Source organism: Pantoea sp. CFSAN033090 (assembly GCF_001264395.1).
GTDB lineage: Bacteria > Pseudomonadota > Gammaproteobacteria > Enterobacterales > Enterobacteriaceae > Pantoea > Pantoea agglomerans.
Genome location: NZ_LGYX01000021.1, coordinates 82,125 through 101,412, shown reverse-complemented (window position 1 = coordinate 101,412; position 19,288 = coordinate 82,125). Strand labels below are relative to the sequence as shown.

The 19,288-nt window shown below is 55.3% G+C and carries 19 protein-coding genes; 7 read left to right on the top strand and 12 right to left on the bottom strand.

Features of this window, described 5'->3' with window-relative positions; translation table 11 throughout:
* The first annotated feature begins 688 nt into the window (after positions 1-688).
* Positions 689-1,624, top strand: a complete 936-nt coding sequence (gene ttcA, locus AFL22_RS17570; protein WP_052271825.1) for a tRNA 2-thiocytidine(32) synthetase TtcA — start codon at positions 689-691, stop codon at positions 1,622-1,624.
* Between the two features lie 486 nt (positions 1,625-2,110).
* Here the strand turns inward: ttcA and zntB are convergent, their stop codons facing one another.
* Together zntB and AFL22_RS17560 are read right to left on the bottom strand one after the other, a co-directional pair.
* Entirely contained in the window at positions 2,111-3,094 is a 984-nt protein-coding gene (gene zntB / locus AFL22_RS17565; RefSeq protein WP_010244630.1) for a zinc transporter ZntB, read from the bottom strand.
* Between the two features lie 117 nt (positions 3,095-3,211).
* Entirely contained in the window at positions 3,212-4,831 is a 1,620-nt protein-coding gene (locus AFL22_RS17560) for a peptide ABC transporter substrate-binding protein (RefSeq protein WP_010670219.1), read from the bottom strand.
* 152 nt (positions 4,832-4,983) lie between these two features.
* Here AFL22_RS17560 and mpaA point away from each other — a divergent pair, with 152 nt between their 5' ends.
* On the top strand, positions 4,984-5,691 hold the full coding sequence (gene mpaA / locus AFL22_RS17555) for a murein tripeptide amidase MpaA (protein WP_033757784.1): 708 nt from the start codon (positions 4,984-4,986) through the stop codon (positions 5,689-5,691).
* Here mpaA and ycjG read toward each other — a convergent pair.
* Positions 5,666-6,649 carry an L-Ala-D/L-Glu epimerase gene (gene ycjG, locus AFL22_RS17550; RefSeq protein ID WP_052271824.1) on the bottom strand — a complete coding sequence of 328 codons (984 nt, stop codon included), beginning with the start codon at positions 6,647-6,649 and terminating at the stop codon, positions 5,666-5,668. The two genes, mpaA and ycjG, sit on opposite strands and share 26 nt — an antisense overlap.
* A gap of 146 nt (positions 6,650-6,795) precedes the next feature.
* On the opposite strand from ycjG, the gene tpx reads away from it, so the two are divergent.
* On the top strand, positions 6,796-7,299 hold the full coding sequence (gene tpx / locus AFL22_RS17545) for a thiol peroxidase (RefSeq protein ID WP_052271823.1): 504 nt from the start codon (positions 6,796-6,798) through the stop codon (positions 7,297-7,299).
* Positions 7,300-7,349: 50 nt separating this feature from the next.
* Here the strand turns inward: tpx and tyrR are convergent, their stop codons facing one another.
* The 7 genes from tyrR to pspA form a co-directional block, all read right to left on the bottom strand.
* The gene (tyrR, locus tag AFL22_RS17540) at positions 7,350-8,915 is read right to left on the bottom strand and encodes a transcriptional regulator TyrR (protein ID WP_052271822.1); all 1,566 of its coding nucleotides are present in this window, start codon (positions 8,913-8,915) and stop codon (positions 7,350-7,352) included.
* A 336-nt stretch (positions 8,916-9,251) separates the two neighbouring features.
* Positions 9,252-10,313, bottom strand: coding sequence for a YcjF family protein (locus AFL22_RS17530; protein WP_052271820.1), 1,062 nt, complete (start codon positions 10,311-10,313; stop codon positions 9,252-9,254).
* Positions 10,310-11,707, bottom strand: coding sequence for a YcjX family protein (locus AFL22_RS17525; protein ID WP_010244602.1), 1,398 nt, complete (start codon positions 11,705-11,707; stop codon positions 10,310-10,312). Before AFL22_RS17525 ends, AFL22_RS17530 begins: the two co-directional genes overlap by 4 nt.
* Positions 11,688-11,936, bottom strand: coding sequence for a phage shock protein PspD (gene pspD, locus AFL22_RS17520; RefSeq protein WP_010670225.1), 249 nt, complete (start codon positions 11,934-11,936; stop codon positions 11,688-11,690). The genes AFL22_RS17525 and pspD overlap by 20 nt, the downstream gene beginning before the upstream one ends.
* 61 nt (positions 11,937-11,997) lie before the next feature.
* A complete protein-coding gene (pspC, locus tag AFL22_RS17515; RefSeq protein ID WP_010244595.1) occupies positions 11,998-12,348 on the bottom strand; it encodes an envelope stress response membrane protein PspC in 351 nt (116 codons plus the stop codon).
* Complete coding sequence (gene pspB, locus AFL22_RS17510; RefSeq protein WP_010670226.1) at positions 12,345-12,572, bottom strand: envelope stress response membrane protein PspB; 228 nt, start codon at positions 12,570-12,572, stop codon at positions 12,345-12,347. Before pspB ends, pspC begins: the two co-directional genes overlap by 4 nt.
* 35 nt (positions 12,573-12,607) lie before the next feature.
* Positions 12,608-13,273, bottom strand: a complete 666-nt coding sequence (gene pspA, locus AFL22_RS17505; protein WP_052271819.1) for a phage shock protein PspA — start codon at positions 13,271-13,273, stop codon at positions 12,608-12,610.
* Positions 13,274-13,437: 164 nt separating this feature from the next.
* Between pspA and pspF the strand changes: the two genes are divergently transcribed.
* Positions 13,438-14,439 carry a phage shock protein operon transcriptional activator gene (pspF, locus tag AFL22_RS17500; protein ID WP_031591551.1) on the top strand — a complete coding sequence of 334 codons (1,002 nt, stop codon included), beginning with the start codon at positions 13,438-13,440 and terminating at the stop codon, positions 14,437-14,439.
* 91 nt (positions 14,440-14,530) lie between these two features.
* On the opposite strand, the gene AFL22_RS17495 is transcribed toward pspF, so the two are convergent.
* Together AFL22_RS17495 and AFL22_RS23555 are read right to left on the bottom strand one after the other, a co-directional pair.
* The gene (locus tag AFL22_RS17495; RefSeq protein ID WP_052271818.1) at positions 14,531-15,766 is read right to left on the bottom strand and encodes an MFS transporter; all 1,236 of its coding nucleotides are present in this window, start codon (positions 15,764-15,766) and stop codon (positions 14,531-14,533) included.
* 145 nt (positions 15,767-15,911) lie between these two features.
* Positions 15,912-16,103: a hypothetical protein gene (locus AFL22_RS23555; protein ID WP_072123941.1), complete on the bottom strand. Its 192-nt coding sequence runs from the start codon at positions 16,101-16,103 to the stop codon at positions 15,912-15,914.
* A gap of 171 nt (positions 16,104-16,274) precedes the next feature.
* Here AFL22_RS23555 and sapA point away from each other — a divergent pair, with 171 nt between their 5' ends.
* From sapA to AFL22_RS17480, 3 genes are all read left to right on the top strand, one after another.
* Positions 16,275-17,897, top strand: coding sequence for an ABC transporter substrate-binding protein SapA (gene sapA / locus AFL22_RS17490; RefSeq protein ID WP_052271817.1), 1,623 nt, complete (start codon positions 16,275-16,277; stop codon positions 17,895-17,897).
* The gene (gene sapB / locus AFL22_RS17485; protein ID WP_010244573.1) at positions 17,898-18,863 is read left to right on the top strand and encodes a putrescine export ABC transporter permease SapB; all 966 of its coding nucleotides are present in this window, start codon (positions 17,898-17,900) and stop codon (positions 18,861-18,863) included.
* 151 nt (positions 18,864-19,014) lie between these two features.
* Positions 19,015-19,221: a hypothetical protein gene (locus AFL22_RS17480; RefSeq protein WP_052271816.1), complete on the top strand. Its 207-nt coding sequence runs from the start codon at positions 19,015-19,017 to the stop codon at positions 19,219-19,221.
* Positions 19,222-19,288 lie beyond the last annotated feature (67 nt).

The following is a 19,288-nucleotide window of genomic DNA, read 5'->3' as shown; positions in this document are numbered from 1 at the left end:
TTCCCAATTATAACCCGGCAGTGTCAACGCATATTCAACAGCAGTGTTTTTCAGATTCAGGCGTTAATGAAATTAACAGTACATCAGGGTATTTAACTCCCTGCGAATTTATAGCAACAATTCGAAGGAAAATTTCAAATCAGATAAGCATAAACAGGACTCCGTTTATGCATTATTGATTAATAGCGGTGCATGCTCTTTTTTTTGTTAACGGGTCGCTCTGATGAAATATCTGTTAATTATCTCAATTATTTTTATGACTGCGGGTTGTGCGGCAAAAAAAGAGAATGCGCGGGCTGATGCTTACCAGGCATCACTGGCATCCTGTTCTGCGCACAATGATGAAATCGATTGCCAGTGGAAAGATGTCCCAGCCAGCTGACATCGCATAGTTGAACGCTATCCGTGACACATCAGCCCGCAATTTTTGGGTAATGACCTGGTAAGGCCCGCCCTCATTTTTCATTGAGTACCGCCGCATCGATTTATGTCGCTGCCCCCTTAACGGGTAGTCTCTGCCGGATTCCCCGGGCGGCTATCCGCTGATTACTTCACTCCAGTACTGGCATTCGCGGCAACAATCCGTACCATACGCTGCATATTCGTGACACCGCAGTGAAGTGTCTGGCTGAACGCGCACGGCAATTTGCCCTTCAGCTACGCTTTCTGGATTTTGAGATAGGTAAAAATGCAAGAAAATCAAACGGTTGACAAGAAAGAACAGTACAACCTCAATAAACTGCAAAAACGTCTGCGTCGTAACGTCGGCGAAGCCATTGCAGATTTTAATATGATTGAAGAAGGCGACCGCATCATGGTCTGCCTGTCGGGCGGCAAAGACAGCTACACCATGCTGGAAATTTTGCGCAGTCTGCAAAAAAGTGCGCCGGTCAACTTCAGTCTTATTGCCGTTAACCTCGACCAGAAACAGCCGGGCTTCCCTGAGCATATCCTGCCGGAATATCTTGAGTCGCAGGGCGTTGAGTATCGGATTATCGAAGAAGATACCTACTCCATCGTCAAAGATAAGATCCCGGAAGGCAAAACCACCTGCTCACTCTGCTCGCGCCTGCGCCGTGGCATTCTCTATCGCGTCGCAACTGAGCTGGGCTGTACTAAAATTGCGCTGGGCCACCATCGCGATGACATTCTGCAGACGCTGTTCCTGAACATGTTTTACGGCGGAAAAATGAAAGGCATGCCGCCAAAGCTGATGAGCGACGATGGCAAGCAGATTGTGATCCGTCCGCTGGCTTACTGCCGCGAGAAAGATATCATCCGCTTCTCAGAAGCGCGTCAGTTCCCGATTATTCCGTGTAACCTCTGCGGTTCTCAGCCGAACCTGCAGCGTCAGGTGGTGGCCGATATGCTGCGAGACTGGGATAAGCGCTATCCTGGCCGTATCGAAACCATGTTCAGCGCGATGCAGAATGTGGTGCCGTCACATATGGCGGATATCAACCTGTTCGATTTTAAAGGCATTAAGCATGGCGATGCGGTGGTTGACGGCGGGGATCTCGCCTTTGACCGGGAATCTCTGCCGCTGCAGCCTGTTGGCTGGCGGGCTGATGAAGAGGATGCCCCGGATACCAGCGCGCGTCTGGATGTGATTCAGATTAAATAAGTGCTGGAAAGGTTAAGGGCGTGCTGCTGGCAGCACGCCCTTTTTTTATATATTGCGGTGCGGTGGTGGATCCATTATCGGCGGAAATTCCGGATCTGTCGGCGGATCAGGCTGGGGTTGTGGCTGAGGAATAGGCTCAGGAATCGGGATCGGATCCGTGGGGATCGGCTCGCTGTTAAGAATCGCGCTCATGCCGTACTCCTTTTGTTGCGAATGGACTTTAAGCTTAGGTAAGGAACGGCGTTACAGCCAGGCGGGCAAAAAAAAAGCCGGCACACGGGCCGGCATGTTTCGAATTAAATGTGCTATGCATTAATTCTAAATTAGGAAGTAAGACAATATGGAGCGCAACGCCCATCGCTTGACGTTGCATTCACCTGCGGGAGAGAGTTTGCGTCAGCAGCGACAATGGGTTCTTGATGTCGATCAGCTTTTGCGTCCTTAACTGGATTTTCAGCGCAGATAACCGATACGCTACGCATAACGCTAGAGCCAGCGCCGCTTGCGCAGGTACCCCGCTACCCCCACGGCCAGTGCCACCAGCAGCAGACAGAAGATAGAGAAACCGTATCGCCATTCGCCGCCTGGAATACCCCCCAGGTTGACGCCAAACAGGCCGGTCAGGAAGGTGGCTGGCAGAAAAATCATCGCCATCAGTGACATGGTGTAGGTACGTCGGTTCATCGACTCCGCCATCGCAGAAGCAACCTCATCAGCCAGAATCGCGGTACGCGCCACCCCCGCATCCAGATCATCCAGCCCGCGTCCCAGCCGATCGGCGATTTCCTGCATCCGGCGGCGTTCGGTGTCATCCATCCAGGCCAGTTTTTCACTGGCCAGCCGCGCATAGACATCACGCTGCGGCGCCATATACCGCCGCATCACAATCAGCTGTTTGCGCAGCAGGCCGAGTTCGCCTCGTGCCGGCATCCGCTGGTCAAGCAGCGCATCTTCCAGCTCAATGATTTTGTCATGTAAATCTTCGATAAACTCGCTGGTGTGATCGGTCAGGGCATCACAGATATCGACCAGCCAGCTACCGCAGTCAATCGGGCCGTTACCATTCTGCAAATCCGTGAGGACTTCATCGACGGCAGAAACTTTACGCCGCCGGGTCGAAACGATGAGCTTATCGTTGATAAACACCCGCATCACCACCAGCTGGTCGCGACGCGCATCGCTGTTGTGGTTGACGCTGCGCAGCACGATCATAAAGCCGTCGCCCAGCCGGCTGACGCGTGGACGCATACTGTCGCCCGCTAAAGCGTCTCGCACGGCATCAGGGATTTGTGTCGTCGACTGCAGCCATTCCGCGCTTTTACGGTGGGTATAGTTAAGATGGAGCCAGCAGGGCTGCTCACACTGGATGACTTCATCTTCAGCAATCGGGATCATCCCGCCCTTGCCATCCAGCTGGCAGGAAATTATGGCATCTGAAACCTGTAACGCTTTTCCTTCAATTACGTCCACACCGTCGCCTCACTACTAAAATCAATACGATACAGTCTAGCGTGACGGTGTTGAGTTGCAATCTCCGGGCTGTGTAGAAAGATGTCAGAGGGTGGCCGGTTGACCGGCCACCTGCACTCAGTGCTTTTCAATCCACAGTTCGCGACTGTAGGCGACATCTTCAGGGTTAGTGATGGGATAGCCTTTGACCCAGGGTTTAATCAGGCGGCCATTGGTGTACTGATAGATGGGGGCGATCGGGGCCTGCTCAGCCAGGATCTGCTCGGCACGGTTGTAATCGCTGTTACGTACCTGATCGCTGGTCTCCCGGCTGGCTTTGGCGATAACCGCATCATAATCCGCGTTGTTAAAGCGCGCGATGTTGCTGCTGTTGCCCGACGTCAGCAGATTCAGGAAAGTGGAGGGTTCATTGTAGTCACCGACCCACGAGGCGCGGATCACATCGAAGTTTCCGCTGTTACGGCTGTCGATATAGGTTTTCCACTCCTGGTTCTCCAGCGTGACATCCACACCGAGGTTCTTTTTCCACATTGAGGCCACAGCAATCGCAATCTTCTGGTGGCTCTCAGAGGTGTTGTAGAGCAGTTTGAGTTTCAGCGGCTTGCCGGGACCGTAACCGGCAGCAGCGAGCAGCGATTTGGCCTGTGCATTCAGGCTGTTCTGATCGTGCTGTTGCATGAACGTGGGCAGTGGCTTAAAGCCTGCTGTCACATCTGGCGTAAAGTGCCACGCCGGTTTCTCACCGGTTCCCAGCACTTTTTCAGCAATCACTTTCCGGTCGATAGACCAGGAGAGCGCTTTGCGAACCCGCACATCGGCCGTCGGCCCTTTCTGCGTGTTAAACGCGTAGTAATAGGTGCCTAACTGGTCAGGTGTGTAGACCTCTCCGGGCAGAGTTTTCTTCAGTAGCGCATACATGTTTTTCGGGAAGGATTCGGTGATATCAATATCGTTGGATCGATAACGTTTAGTGGCGCTCGACTCTTCATTAATCGGCACAAAAGTCACTTTCGTCAGCACCGAATGGGCATCATCCCAGTAGTGAGGATTACGTGTCAGTACGATTTTTTCGTTCACTACGCGTTCGCTGAGCTGATAGGCCCCGTTGCCCACCAGTTTGCCGGGTGACGTCCAGCTGTCACCCTGTTGCGCAATGATTTTCTGCGGCACCGGGAAAAGCGCCACGTTAGCCACCAGCGCCGGGAACCACGGCACCGGACGATCCAGCGTCACCTTCAGCTGGTTTTTACTCTGGGCGACCACACCCAGCTTGTCGGGCGTCATTTCGCCTTTGGTTATCGCTGCCGCATTTTGAATACCGCTTAAGCCCGCGAACCAGGCAAAGGCTGAACTGTTTTTTGGATCGACCAGGCGCTGCCAGCTGTAGACAAAATCCTGAGCCGTGACCGGATCACCGTTCGACCAGCGCGCGTTATTACGCAGCGTAAAGACCCAGGTTTTGTTATCGCTGCTGCTCCAGCTCTGCGCCACGCCCGGCACGATTTTGCCCTGCGCATCCTGATTGGTCAGCCCTTCAAACAGATCGCGTATCACCTGAATTTCAGGCAGTCCTACCGCTTTAAGCGGATCGAGCGAAGCGGGTTCATCTTTAATATGGCGAACGATCTGCTGCTGTTCAGCCAGCTGCGCGCCAGCGGGTGGATTCGCCGCGATGGCGGGTGTGATGATGCTGCTCAGGCTGATTGCTGCCAGCGTCATGCGAAAGGTCTTGACCATTATCACTCCTTTACCCCAAAGAAGCGCTGCATCAGTCTGTTGCCGATGCAACTTGTGCAGGGCACTTTAGCGCAAATGGCTGACAGATAAATAGCTATTTTCCGCGCACGGCTTTTCCGCTACTTTTAGTAAAACCCTTTGAGGAAATAACTATGTCGCCACTCCATCCACGTCCCCTGCGCGGCAAACTGGACGTCCCCTATCAGCAGTATGGCCGCTCAGTGCTGGGTGCGCCGCTGCTCTGGTTTCCGGCACCGCTGGGCGATCCCGAGAGCGGATTGATTCTGGCAGGCACTCACGGTGATGAGAATGCGGCCATCGCCACCCTCTCCGCCGCATTACGGACGTTGCCTGATGGAATGCGTCGGCACCACGTGGTGTTAGCAGTCAATCCTGATGGCTGTCAGCTCGGGCTGCGTGCGAACGCAAACGGCGTTGATCTCAACCGCAACTTTCCGGCGGCGAACTGGCAGTCAGGCGAGACGGTGTATCGCTGGAACAGCGCTGCCGATGATCGTGATGTGGCGCTCTCGACCGGCACTCATCCGGCTTCTGAACCGGAAACCCAGGCGCTCTGTGCGCTGATTCATCAGCTGAAACCACGCTGGATCGTCTCATGGCATGAACCGCTGGGCTGTATTGACGACCCGCATCAGGCAGAGATTGGTGGCTGGCTGGCCAGCCACACCGGCCTTCCGCGGGTCAGCAGCGTTGGTTATGACACGCCAGGCTCATTCGGCAGCTGGTGTAAAGATCTCAGCCTGCCCTGCGTCACTGCTGAAATGCCGGTGATTTCAGTGGATGAAGCCACTGAAACCTACCTGGAGATGATGGTTAATCTGCTGCGCTGGCAGCAATGATCAGCTGACCGTTGCGCACTTTAATCGCCGGTTCTGCATCCACCGCCAGCCAGGTCGGCCCGTCGAGATCGGCAAAGCGGGTCTGCGGCACCAGCGGCAGTGCGGCGCGTATCGCCCGCGAGGTGCAGAGCATGCAGCCGAGCATTACCGCAAACCCCTGCTGCTGAGCCGCATCGGCCAGCGCCAGCGCCTCGGTCAGCCCGCCCGCTTTATCCAGCTTGATGTTGACCATCTCATAACGACCTCGCAGTACCGCCAGACTTTCGCGGGTGTGACAGCTCTCATCGGCGCAGATGGGCAATGGATGGATAAAGTTCTCCAGCGCCGCATCCTCACCCGCTGGCAGGGGCTGTTCCAGCATCGCCACATTGATGTCCGCCAGCAGCTGACAGCGCGCCGCCAGACCTTCGGCGTGCCAGGATTCATTGGCATCCACAATCAGGGTCGCGTCCGGCACGGCGGCGCGGATCGCCATCAGCCGTTCGGTAATGAAATTATTATCCAGCTTAATCTTCAGTAGTGTTGCCCCATGCTGCCACAGCGCCAGCGCGCTGCTGGCCATCGCCTCGGGAGTATCAATGCTGACGGTCTGCGCGGTCACGACATCCTCCGGTGCGGTCACACCACTAAGCTGCCAGAGGCTGCTCTGCTGCTGGTGTGCGGCGAGATCCCACAGCGCGCTGTCAATGGCGTTGCGCGCCGCCCCGGCGGGCAGCGCCTGTTGTAACGCCTCGCGCGTCATGCCCTGTTGCAGCGCGGGCAGCAGCGCGGCGATTTGCGCCAGCACCGACGCCTCGCTTTCACTATAGCGCGCATAAGGCGTCGCTTCGCCAACGCCTTTTACTCCGTCTTCCTCAATTTCAACCACCACCACTTTGACTTCAGTCCGGGTTCCACGGGCAATGACAAACGGCGTGTGCAACGGCCAGGCTTCGGGATAACTTTTTACCGTTCTCATTTCCACTCCACGATGTGTGATGCAGTGGCAGACCGCCACGTTAAATTCCACAATTGAACTCGTAAACCCTTAACATTTATGTCATAAACAACGGCTATCTTTAGCCGTTTTGTGTCAGATCTTTTTTATCATTAAAAGGAATCACTATGTCTCAGACTGTTCATTTTCAGGGTAATGCCGTACCGGTTGCTGGTCAGTTTCCTCAGGCTGGCGATAAAGCCAAAGCTTTCACGCTGGTAGCGAAAAACCTGGTCAACGTCGCGCTCTCTGAGTATGCAGGAAAACGCAAAATTCTGAACATTTTCCCGAGTGTTGATACCGGTGTCTGTGCTTCATCGGTGCGCAAGTTCAATCAGGCTGCAAGCGAACTGAATAACACCGTGGTGTTATGCATCTCTGCCGATCTGCCGTTTGCCCAGTCGCGCTTCTGTGGCGCAGAAAACCTGAACAACGTGGTGACGTTGTCGACGCTGCGCGGCTCAGAGTTTAAATATGATTATGGCGTGGAAATTGCCGATGGTGCGCTGGAAGGTCTGACCGCACGTGCCGTGATTGTGCTGGATGAGAACGATAAAGTGATCTACAGCCAGCTGGTTGATGAAATCACCACTGAGCCTGATTATGACGCTGCGCTGACCTCGCTGAAGTAATAAAAAAAGCGGATAACCAGGTTATCCGCTTCTCATCTTCTGTTTGCCGTTTACTCGCTTTCGGTGCGCTTCTGCCCCAGACCATACTCCCGCAATTTATTCGCAATCGCCGTATGCGACACACCAAGCCGTTTTGCCAGTTTTCGGGTGCTGGGATAGGAGAGATAGAGCCGCGTCAGAATCGACCGTTCGAAACGACTGGTGATCTGATCCAGCGTCCCTTCCAGCGCCTCATTACCCAGTGACACATCCAGTGCCTGTTCAGGCAACACGATATCCTGCGGACGCAGTTCGTAACCTTCCAGTTGGGTTAACGCCCGATAAAGCGCATTTTTCAGCTGACGCACGTTACCAGGCCAGGCGTAGCGAGTCAGAAAAGCGTTAAGCTGCGGCGAGAGTCGCGGACGCGCCATCCCCTGCTCATCCGCAAAGCGGGCAACAAACATCTCGGTCAGCGGCAGTATATCCTGCGGACGATCGCGCAGAGGCGGCAGTTGCAGCGTCAGCACATTGAGCCGGTAAAAGAGATCCTCGCGGAATTCTCCGCGCTGCACCAGCTCAATCAGGTTTTTCTGCGTAGCGCAGATTACCCGGACATTGACATGCACTTCATGCTCTTCACCGACGCGGCGGAAGGTGCCATCATTGAGAAAACGCAGCAGCTTGGTCTGCATTCTCGGCGACATCTCACCAATCTCATCCAGCAGCACAGAGCCGCCGTTAGCCTGCTCAAAAAATCCCTTCTTACCTTCCAGCGCATTCGGATAGGCTCCGGCGGCATGACCAAACAGCTCGCTTTCAGCGACGTCATCTGGAAGTGAGGCACAGTTCAGCGCCAGGAAGGGATTCTTACCGCGGGCACTGCGCAGATGGCAGGCGCGTGCCAGCATATCTTTCCCGGTGCCGGTGTCGCCAACAATCAGTAAAGGCGCATCGAGCATCGCCAGTTTACGCGCCTGATCCACCACCTGACGCATCTTCGGCGTGACAGCAATGATATGGTTAAACTCCGATTCATCGGTGACCACCAGATTCTGCAACTGACGACCCATGCGGGCTGTCGACTTCAGCATCACCATCGCCCCCACTGGCCTGTTGATCTGGCCCTCTTCGCCCGGCAGATAAATAGGACGCGCTTCCATCAGAAAATCGCGGCCCTCAATGACCACATGCTGCGCCTGCGCTTCAACCCGATCGCTCTCCAGCCAGCGCATGAAGTTGAAGCCGTTAATCAGGTTACCGGCGCTAAAGTTGCGCATCTTCTCTTCATCGAGATTAAACAGGTTCTGTGCGGCCGGATTAGCCAGTTCAACCTTGCTTTTCAGATCGATGGAGAAAACCGGATCCGGCATCGCCACCAGCAGGGCGCTCAGCGCACGATGCTCGCGTTCAGAGGGCATGTACGCTACCGTGCGCACATCTGTTACGCCCGGTGTACGCCGGATTTCCGCCATCAGATTGCTGAAGGCGTCAAATTCCAGTGCAGAAAAGTTCAGATAGATGCGGCCCAGCGCCGTGATTTCGATACCGCGTAAATCAATGTTGCGTGCCACCAGCAGATCGAGCAGTTCACGCGTCAGACCGAGTCGGTCCTGACAGAACACTTCCAGACGCATTGCGTTCGCCTTAATCAGGTTCAGATAAGACAATAATACGCTAAGTCGCGCACCTGCAGAAAGGGATCTGTCAGGAAAAGTTGACAGCTCCGGCGCGTATGGCGGACTTTTGTACTGCCCGAGAAAATCCTGATGAGTGGTCACAAATGTTTGCCGGGATGGCGCATTTTATCAGGGAGAAAAATGGAATGGCCTACACGCTGCCAGCGGATCCGGTGATCACTGATGAGTCGGGCTGTCCGGGTGAGTGTCTGGTCATCGACTCCCGACAGGTGCTGCGCCAGCCACACTAAAGAATAAAGGCGGCAATGCCGCCTTTAATTTGTCACGAGAGCGTCAGGCTGACTTATTGCCACCCTTCTGCAACGCCTCTTTCAACTGGCCCAGCAGCTCACGACGGAAATCGCCGAGCCGTGGTTTATCCTGCTCCAGCCACGGCAGTGGACGGCACAGCTCCATCGCTTTGATGCCCAGTCTTGCAGTCAGCAAACCCGCGCCAATGCCCTGCGCGGCGCGCGTGGAAAGACGGGCGGCAATATCCTGCGACATCCAGTCCATACCCACTTCCCGCACCAGTTCGGAAGCCCCGGCAAAGGCCATGTTGAGCAGCACCAGACGGAACAGCCGGATGCGGCTGAAGTAGCCCAGCTCAATGCCGTAAATAGCCGCGATGCGATTGACCAGCCGCAGATTACGCCAGGCGATAAACGCCATATCCACCAGCGCCAGCGGGCTGACCGCAATCATCAGCGTGGCTTCCGCAGCATGACGGCTGATTTCGCGCCGCGCCTGCCGATCCAGCACCGGCTGCACCAGTTGCGCATATAAGCGGACAATTTCACTGTCATTGTGGGTTTCGTGCAGCGAAGCATGCCAGCGCTGCAGGGCCGGATGCGCCTGATCCAGCTCTGCCTGCTGCGCCAGTTTTTCGCAGAAGGCCCGGCCTTTGCCGATGCCATGACTGTGCAGCAGCTCACGGCCCACATCCCGCTCCTCGGCGCGCTGACGCAGCTGATAGAGACGACGCCACTCGGTGGTCAGCGCACCCACACCCGCCAGGATGATCAGACCACCCGCCACGCCGCTGCCCAGTGAAAACCAGTCGCGGGTCAGCCAGGCGTCATGTGTCCACTGGACACCCTGCGCAATCACGCTGACGCCAAACAGCAGCGCGCCAGCGGTCACCAGTTTGCGCCACAGGCTGCGCTTAGGTTTCAGCGCAGCCTCCACCGCCCGTTCACCTGCGCCTTCCTCTTCGACAGCGACCTCTTCATCCTGCACCGCCAGAAACGCCGCCTGCGCTTCCGCTTCAAAAGTCTGTGCCGGGCGCAGCGGCGTGGCGCTGCTCTCATCCAGCGGACGGGCAAAATCGATACGCGGCTTCAGCGGATCACTCATCGCAATTTATCTCCCAATAAAAATTCCAGCGCGGCATCCATGCGGATATGTGGCAGCGGGCGATCGACGTCAAGCTGCTGCGGCCGGAACTGTTCAAACTGAAACCCCTGCTGCTGCCAGAAGGCATTACCGGGCAGACGCGGCGGGACTTCACCCGGATAGACGGTGAGCGGCTCACCATCATCCAGCCGGTTTCCGCGCAGGGCCGGGATCTTCTCGCCCCGGTGATCGACCAGCCCGCTCTGCGTCGCCTGCACCGACGCCAGCCCGATGCAATCCATGCTAATCCCCTCAAACGCCGCGTTCTGCCAGGCATCCTGCACCAGCTGCTGCAACAGTGACACCATATTGCCGTGCTGATCGCTGGTGATGTGATCAGCCTTGGTGGCGGCAAACAGCAATTTGTCGATTACCGGTGAAAAGAGCCGACGAAACAGGGTTCGCTGACCGTAATGAAAACTCTGCATCAGCTGCGTCAGTGCCAGCCGCATATCGTTAAACGCCTGGGGTCCGCTGTTAAGCGGTTGCAGGCAGTCAACCAGCACAATCTGGCGGTCAAAGCGCAGGAAATGATTTTTATAGAAACCTTTCACCACATGCTGACAGTAGTAGTTAAACCGCTGCTGCAGCATGCTGAAGTTACTGCCCTTGTCCGCCTGCGCCAGCTTAGTGAGTTGCGCTTCATCAGCCGTCGGCCAGGGGAAGAACTGCAGCGCGGGGGCGCCTGCCATATCGCCAGGCAGCACGAAGCGACCGGGCTGAATAAAGTGTAAGCCTTCAGATTTACAGCGATGCAGATAGTCGGTCCAGGCAGCGGCAATCTCTGCCAGCTGGGTTTCATCGGCGGGTGCAAGCGGGTCGAGTTTTTCGCAGAGGGTTCGCCAGGGCTTTGCCCACTCAGCCCGATCGCCCTGCAGCAGACCGTTCATCTGCCGGGACCAGGCGAGATAATCCTGCGCCAGCATCGGCAGATCCAGCAACCATTCGCCGGGATAGTCGACAATCTCCAGATAGAGTGTCGCAGTCTCTTTCAGGTGACGCAGCAGCGAATCATTGGGACGATAACGCAGCGCCAGTCGCATTTCGCTGACGCCGCGGGTGGGTGTGGGCCAGGCAGGCGGCGTGCTGTAGAGCTGTGCCAGCCCTTCGTCATAGGTGAAACGGGCCGTGCCCATGTCACGCTGGGGTACCCGCTTTACGCCTAACAGGCGCTCATCCCGCACCACGGAAAACAGCGGCAAACGCGCGCCGCTGTGAACGGTTAAAAGCTGATTAACCAGTGAGGTGATGAAGGCGGTTTTGCCGCTGCGGCTTAATCCGGTTACCGCCAGCCGCAGGTGGCGATCAACGCCACGGTTCATCAACGCCATCAATTCAGTTTGCAGTCTTTTCATCTTTCTCCCTGATGAAGCGCGATGCCACCCGGTTCATCACGCGTTTCAGCAATGGCTCAAGCGCCACAGCCAGCAGCAGACGTAACGGGCGTCGCGCTACCGATTTCACTGCCCAGCCAGTGACACCGGCGGGACCGTAGGTAACAGCATTAATAATGATGAATTTAGCGGCCGACTTCAATGCAGGTGCCGCGCGGTGACGAAAAGCAGTGGATCGCGAAAAAGACATCAACACCTCCATTGAGTAAGCGAACGGGCCTGAGACAGGCCCGGCAATAACAGTAGCAGAATCAAATCTGGCGGAAGCGGCTGCGCACGCTGAAGGTTTCAGACGTCACATAGCGTTCCAGGTCGCGCACGCTGCGCTCATCCCGTTGCAGGGTGCTCTCCAGCTGATCCAGCAGTTCACTGGCACTGGGCTGGCGCTCAGTCTGGGAGGCAGAGGCGGGTTTGACATCCAGCACAAAACCCAGCACAAAGTAGGCGATCACCGTAAAGAGAAACAGGCCAAAGAACAGTGATAACACCACGATGACACGCAGCAGACGAACCGGAATATCGAGATACTCTGCCAGGCCTGCGCAGACACCCATAAATTTCCCTTCATCTGGCTTGCGCCACAACTTGCGTCCTTTAATCATGGCTGCCTCCAGTTGGGATGTTCGGCGTCCAGAATCGCTTCCAGCGCGTCAATACGTTCGCGCATCCGCTGCGCGTCCTGGGTCACGCGCTGCAGGCGCTGGATTTCGTTTTGCGACAGTTCCGAACCGCCGTTGCGTTTGTTGTTGTAATGCAGCCATAACCAGATCGGTGCGACAAACAACACGAAGATCGTTAACGGTATGGCGAAAAAAAGTGCGCTCATTGACTCTCCTTAATCACTTATCGCAACGTCGATGATTACTCACTGCGGTTCATTTTGGCTTTCAGCGCATTAAGCTGCTCGCTGATTTCATCGTCCGCTTTCAGGTCAGTAAACTCCTGGTTCAGCGTCTTTGGTTTACCAAAACCGTGGCTTTCTGCTTCCGCTTCCATATGGTCGATGCGACGTTCAAAAGATTCAAACCGTGCCATTGCTTCATCGATCTTACCGCTGTCCAGCTGACGACGAACATCGCGTGATGAAGAGGCCGCCTGATGACGCAGCGTCAACGCCTGCTGGCGGGCGCGTGTCTCACTCAGTTTTTTCTCCAGCTCGCTGATTTCGCCTTTCATGCGCTCCAGCGTCTCTTCAACATGACCCACTTCCTGTTTCAGGGAGGCGATAAGATCGGTGAGTTTCTGTTTTTCAATCAGCGCTGATCGGGCCAGATCATCTTTATCTTTGCGCAGCGCCAGCTCCGCTTTTTCCTGCCACTCAGCCTGCTGAATCTCCGCTTGCTCAATACGGCGTGACAACTGTTTCTTTTCAGCCAGTGCGCGTGCAGAGGTGGAGCGCACTTCAACTAAGGTGTCTTCCATTTCCTGAATCATCAGCCGGACCAGTTTCTGCGGATCTTCCGCACGCTCCAGCAGGGAATTAATGTTGGCATTAACGATGTCGGCGAAACGAGAAAAAATACCCATAATGATGTTCCTCTTTTAATGTTTTAAAACGTGAAGTCCTGCTGAGTTAATACAAAATGCGTGCCAATTTTATAATTTATTGATTTTTATCATATTTTAAATTTTACAGCCTTTCCCGCTTGTTTTAAGATAGTCAAAATGATTAAGGGGTGGCGAAATTCATCATGACAGGCACTAGCGATAATCTCCTGGGGGAGTCGAACAATTTTCTTGAGGTGCTGGAACAGGTTTCCAAACTGGCTCCCCTTGAAAAACCGGTACTGGTGATTGGCGAGCGTGGAACGGGCAAAGAGCTGATCGCCAGCCGACTGCACTATCTCTCTGACCGCTGGCAGGGGCCGTTTATCTCGCTGAACTGTGCCGCGCTGAATGAAAATCTGCTCGATTCTGAACTGTTTGGTCATGAGGCTGGCGCCTTTACCGGCGCGCAGAAGCGCCATCTTGGCCGTTTTGAACGTGCTGACGGCGGCACGCTGTTCCTGGATGAGCTGGCAACGGCACCGATGCTGGTTCAGGAAAAGCTGCTCAGGGTAATTGAATATGGACAGCTGGAGCGGGTCGGCGGCAATCACTCCCTGCAGGTAAATGTGCGACTGGTCTGTGCGACCAACGAAGACCTGCCCGCGCTGGCGGCGGCGGGAAAATTCCGCGCCGATTTGCTGGATCGTCTGGCCTTTGATGTGGTGCAGTTACCGCCACTGCGCGAACGACGCAGCGATATACTGGTGATGGCCGAGCATTTCGCTATCCAGATGTGTCGCGAGCTTGGTCTGTTACTGTTTCCCGGCTTTACCCCACGGGCGCAGCAGGCTCTGCTTGATTACCACTGGCCAGGCAACGTTCGCGAACTTAAAAACGTGGTGGAGCGCTCGGTCTATCGTCATAACAGCAGCGAGCAGCCGCTGGATAATGTCATTATCAACCCGTTTGCTTCACGCCCTGAACCGATTGCTGTCATCCGGACCAGTCATGACGCGGATAGCAGCACGTTGCCTGCCCTGCCGCTGGATCTGCGTCAATGGCAGAATCAGCAGGAGCGGGATCTGGTGGAAGCCAGCCTGCAGCAGGCACGTTATAACCAACGCCGTGCGGCTGGCTTATTAGGTGTCACCTATCATCAGTTGCGCGCAATGATGAAGAAGCACGATATAAAAGCAGAGAGTTAATTAACGCCACCCCAACCTATGATTTTTCCCGGCCTTGTGAATTAACAACCCGGTATAAACCGGGCTGTTTTCACGTTGAGCCGCCTGTCCATTACGCATTGTGCGACTTAGTCCCCATTTTTTCAGGTTGCCGGATAGCAGGAACCAGACCGACGCCAGCAGTAGCCATCACCACGGCCAATGCTGACATCAGCAATACAGCACTCATACCAAAGTGTGTTGCCAGCGGACCCGCGACCAGTTGTCCAAAGGGAATGGCGATAAAGGAACCCATTGCATCATAAGCGTACACGCGAGCCAGCTTATCCGGTGGGATATGTGTCTGTAATGAATGCGCCCAGGTTACGCCGAACAGGCCCAATGACATGCCAGCAATGAAGAACCCCACTATTAGCAGTGCTGCTGACGCATCCTGGCTCAGCATAAATATTGGGAGTGCGTAAAGACCTGCCAGCATCGCGCCAATAAAGAGATCACGACGTGGATGCCATTTCATAGCCAGAAACGAACCTGCAATTAGACCCGCGCTATGGGCGGCCACAATAATCCCCCATCGCGCCCGTCCGAAAGAGACGTCGGCAATCATCGGGCCAAGTACCACCACAATGCCATTGAACGCGACGTTGATAATGGCGAACTGAAGGACTATCGACCAAATCCAGCTTCGTCCGGCGAACTCTGCCCATCCCTCTTTGATATCGCGCAGGATATTGCCTTGCGAAGCCGCGGCTTTACTCGATTTCACACGGATCAGGAAATAGAGCGGCGCGGAAACAGCAAAACCCAGCGCATCAATTGCCAGCCCCCAGCCCGGCCCGACAGCGCTGGTGATAATCCCCCCCAGCGATGCCCCCATTACCGTACCGCCATAAATCCCCAGCTGAATTAATGCGTTAGCCTGACGCAAATCCGTTGCAGGAACCACCTGCGGAACCAGCGCAGACGATGCAGGCAGTGCGATGCCTGCCGCCGCACCATTCAGGGCACCCAGCAAAGTCAGGCTAATGACAGTTGCTGAGCCATCGAGTACAGACCAGGCGACGATAGCCTGTGAAACAGCGGCAACCACTGCCGATGAAACTAATACCCGACTGCGTGAGTAGCGATCGGCGACAACACCGCCCACAAGCAGGAAAAGCACGTTACACAGTGAACGGGACGCAACCACTATCCCTAAATCAGAGGCAGAGCCGCCAATATCCAGTACCGCAAAGGCCAGCGCAATGGGTGCAATCCCATTGCCCAGCACGGTGAACAGGCGTCCAAAAAAGAGATAGCGAAAGGATGTATGCTGAAAAGCCTGAACGTTTTTTTGGAATTTATTCATTGCCAGGAAGTGGGTGACCAGAAGATGAGCTTATAGTACCTGCGTTTTTGTAATAGTTAAGTGCGGTTTAATTCAGGACCCGCTTAGCTAAACGGGAGGCCAGCAGAGATAACATCAGCATTAACTGACTTTTCTCTCCCTTTTTTCATCGCCACACCGCATTTAAAGCGCCGGTTCTTTCAGCAGCTTTCCCTTCCCCGTCCAGGCAGGCATGCCACTCTATAAAAACCAAAAAAAAGCCCGCCAACAGGCGGGCAACGATACTGGAAGCAATGTGAGCAATGTCGTGCTCTTCTACGGCAGAGCTACCGTCGAAGCGCAGATGAATAATAATCATTCTTATTATCATCTGTAAACAAGTTATTGAGAATTTTTCTCATTACCATACCTTCTGTACGCTCTTTTTACCGCCGCGATGATGAAAATCAGTCTGGCAGCGGTTGCAGGTTTTGGGACAATGCCCGCTTTGCGATACACTCTGTTTAATGCCTCAAAATCGTTGAGTTCTATGTCAAAACTAATATGTTCGCTGTTGCTAAGCCTCAGCGTGTTGAGTGCCCCTGCGTGGTCAGCGCCTGCGGGTGATATCCGCCAGACCGGCTTCGTCTATTGCGTCAGCGGCACGCTGAACACCTTTAATCCGCAGATGGCCAGCAGCGGGCTGACTGTCGATACGCTGGCGGCACAACTCTATGACCGCCTGCTGGATGTCGATCCTTACACCTATCGTCTCAAGCCCGATCTGGCGTCCAGCTGGGAAGTGCGCGATAACGGCGCAACGTATCGCTTTCATCTGCGCAGCGGCGTGCAGTTTCAGCAGACGAATCAGTTCCGCCCCACCCGGGCGCTGAACGCCGACGATGTCGTGTTCAGCTTCGCCCGGATGTTTGACCGCAATCACCCCTGGCACAACGTCAACGGCGGCAACTATCCCTACTTTGACAGTCTGCAATTTTCAGACTCCGTGCAGAGCGTGAAGAAAATCGATAACAGGACGGTTGAGTTCAGGTTAAACAGCCCGGATGCGTCGTTCCTGTGGCACATGGCGACCCACTATGCACCAGTGCTGTCGAAAGAGTATGCCGACCAGCTTACCGCGCAGGGCCGGCAGGAAGAGATGGACAGACAACCGGTTGGCACCGGTCCTTATCAGCTCAGCGAATACCGCACCGGTCAGTACATCCGCCTGGCGCGCAATCCTCACTACTGGAAAGGGGTGCCGCGTCTGCAACAGGCGGTGATCGATCTCGGCTCGGGCGGCACCGGGCGGCTTTCCAAGCTTCTGACCGGTGAATGTGACGTGCTTGCCTATCCCGCGGCCAGCCAGCTCACCATCCTGCGCGATGACCCGCGCCTGCGGATGACGCTGCGTCCCGGCATGAACATCGCCTATCTGGCCTTTAATACCCGCAAGCCCCCGCTCGACCGCCCTGAGGTACGGCACGCGCTGGCGCTGGCGATCAACAATGAGCGGTTGATGGAGTCCATCTATTACGGCACCGCCGAAACCGCCGCCTCGATATTACCTCGCGCCTCATGGGCATATGATAATGATGCCCGCATTACCAGCTATGATCCGGCGAAGTCCCGTGCCGCGCTGGCGGCTCTGGGCATCAGCGATCTGCATCTGCGGCTGGTGGTGCCTGCCGCATCGCAGTCGTGGAATCCCAGCCCGCTGAAAACCGCCGAACTGTTGCAGGCGGATCTGGCGCAGGTCGGCGTCCGGCTGACCATAGTGCCGGTAGAGGGCCGTTTTCAGGAGGCGCAGCTGATGGCGATGAATCATGATCTGACACTGTCAGGCTGGGCCACCGACAGTAACGATCCCGACAGTTTCTTCCGGCCGCTGCTCAGTTGTGCAGCGATTCGCTCGCAGACCAATTACGCGCACTGGTGCTCGCCGGCCTTTGACGAAACGCTGCAGAATGCGCTGTTATCACAACAACTCTCTGGTCGCATCGACAGTTATGACAAAGCGCAGCAGATTCTGGCGCAGGAGTTGCCGGTGCTGCCACTGGCATCCTCTCTTCGACTGCAGGCGTTTCGTCATGATATTAAAGGGCTGGTCCTTAGTCCGTTTGGCAACGCCTCGTTTGCCGGGGTTTATCGTGAAAGCGATAAGGAAAAGTAAGTGATTATCTATATTTTGCGGCGCCTGCTGCTACTGATCATTACCCTGTTTCTGCTGTCGCTGGTGAGCTTCAGCCTGAGCTACTTTACGCCTGACGCCCCGCTGGAAGGCGCGGCGCTCTCGGACGCCTGGTGGTTCTGGTTTAAAGGGATGCTGCAGTTTGATTTCGGCGTCTCCAGCACCAACGGTCAGGAGATTGGCCTGCAACTGCGTGAGGTTTTCCCGGCCACCATGGAGTTGTGCATCCTGGCGTTTCTGTTCGCGCTGCTGGTCGGGATCCCGCTGGGGATCTGTGCCGGCGTGATGCGCAATAAATGGCAGGACAAAACCATCAGTGCGCTGGCGCTGATTGGCTTCTCTGCGCCAATTTTCTGGCTGGCGCTACTGCTGACGCTGTTCTTCTCGCTGACGCTGGGCTGGCTGCCGGTGTCCGGTCGTCACGACCTGCTCTATCCGGTGCAGAGTGTCACTGGCTTTGCGCTGATTGATGCCTGGATGAGTCCTTCGCCCTGGCGACATGAGATGATAATCAGCGTCCTGAACCACCTGATTTTACCGGTGCTGGTGCTGGCGATGGCGCCGACGACGGAAGTGATCCGCCTGCTGCGCAACAGCACCAGCGACGTGATGGATAAAAATTATGTCAAAGCGGCGGCCACGCGGGGTCTTTCGCCGTTTACCGTGATCCGCCGCCACGTGCTGCACAATGCGCTGCCGCCGGTGATCCCGCGTCTGGGTCTGCAATTTTCCACCATGCTGACGCTGGCGATGATCACCGAGATGGTCTTTAACTGGCCGGGTCTGGGCCGCTGGTTGATAAACGCGATTCGACAGCAGGATTACGCGGCGATCTCCGCTGGCGTGATGGTGATTGGCGGGCTGGTGATTCTGGTCAATGTGATTTCTGACGTGATTGGTGCGGCCATGAATCCGCTGAAACATAAGGAATGGTATGCCCTGCGCTAACGCTCAGGGCGCTAAGGCAAACATAGAATAAACATATGACTTTTGTCTTTCAGAAGTCGTGCTGCAAGCAGGCATTGATGTACACGAATATTGTTCCTGCAGAAACCGATTTAAGTTCGAAGCGTAAAAATTAATGAGGAGATGAACATTTATGGATGAAATTGATCTGGCACAGGAGCGTGAAGAAGCGCATCTCGCAGCCTCTCTGGCAGCTCGTAAGGCCAAACTTAGAAGCCCGAACGGCTTATGCATCTGGTGTAAAGATGAGCCCGTAGTGGCTGAAACTGCTTTCTGTTCAAGCGAGTGTGATGAGGATTATCACAAGCATCGCCGGGAGCAGAGCCAGCGGATTGTTTAAGAGAGAATAAAGTCACCCGGTCAGGCTATTACGCGGGTGACTCAGATAAACTTGATATAAATGTCAG

Coding starts and splice junctions, on each gene's coding strand:
- pspC (WP_010244595.1), bottom strand. CDS start 12,348: ATGATTAAAGGACGCAAGTTGTGGCGCAAGCCAGATGAAGGGAAATTT.
- pspD (WP_010670225.1), bottom strand. CDS start 11,936: ATGTCTTTTTCGCGATCCACTGCTTTTCGTCACCGCGCGGCACCTGCA.
- AFL22_RS17525 (WP_010244602.1), bottom strand. CDS start 11,707: ATGAAAAGACTGCAAACTGAATTGATGGCGTTGATGAACCGTGGCGTT.
- tpx (WP_052271823.1), top strand. CDS start 6,796: ATGTCTCAGACTGTTCATTTTCAGGGTAATGCCGTACCGGTTGCTGGT.
- AFL22_RS17480 (WP_052271816.1), top strand. CDS start 19,015: ATGGATGAAATTGATCTGGCACAGGAGCGTGAAGAAGCGCATCTCGCA.
- ycjG (WP_052271824.1), bottom strand. CDS start 6,649: ATGAGAACGGTAAAAAGTTATCCCGAAGCCTGGCCGTTGCACACGCCG.
- tyrR (WP_052271822.1), bottom strand. CDS start 8,915: ATGCGTCTGGAAGTGTTCTGTCAGGACCGACTCGGTCTGACGCGTGAA.
- AFL22_RS23555 (WP_072123941.1), bottom strand. CDS start 16,103: ATGATTATTATTCATCTGCGCTTCGACGGTAGCTCTGCCGTAGAAGAG.
- mpaA (WP_033757784.1), top strand. CDS start 4,984: ATGTCGCCACTCCATCCACGTCCCCTGCGCGGCAAACTGGACGTCCCC.
- pspF (WP_031591551.1), top strand. CDS start 13,438: ATGACAGGCACTAGCGATAATCTCCTGGGGGAGTCGAACAATTTTCTT.
- AFL22_RS17560 (WP_010670219.1), bottom strand. CDS start 4,831: ATGGTCAAGACCTTTCGCATGACGCTGGCAGCAATCAGCCTGAGCAGC.
- sapA (WP_052271817.1), top strand. CDS start 16,275: ATGTCAAAACTAATATGTTCGCTGTTGCTAAGCCTCAGCGTGTTGAGT.
- ttcA (WP_052271825.1), top strand. CDS start 689: ATGCAAGAAAATCAAACGGTTGACAAGAAAGAACAGTACAACCTCAAT.
- AFL22_RS17530 (WP_052271820.1), bottom strand. CDS start 10,313: ATGAGTGATCCGCTGAAGCCGCGTATCGATTTTGCCCGTCCGCTGGAT.
- AFL22_RS17495 (WP_052271818.1), bottom strand. CDS start 15,766: ATGAATAAATTCCAAAAAAACGTTCAGGCTTTTCAGCATACATCCTTT.
- pspA (WP_052271819.1), bottom strand. CDS start 13,273: ATGGGTATTTTTTCTCGTTTCGCCGACATCGTTAATGCCAACATTAAT.
- pspB (WP_010670226.1), bottom strand. CDS start 12,572: ATGAGCGCACTTTTTTTCGCCATACCGTTAACGATCTTCGTGTTGTTT.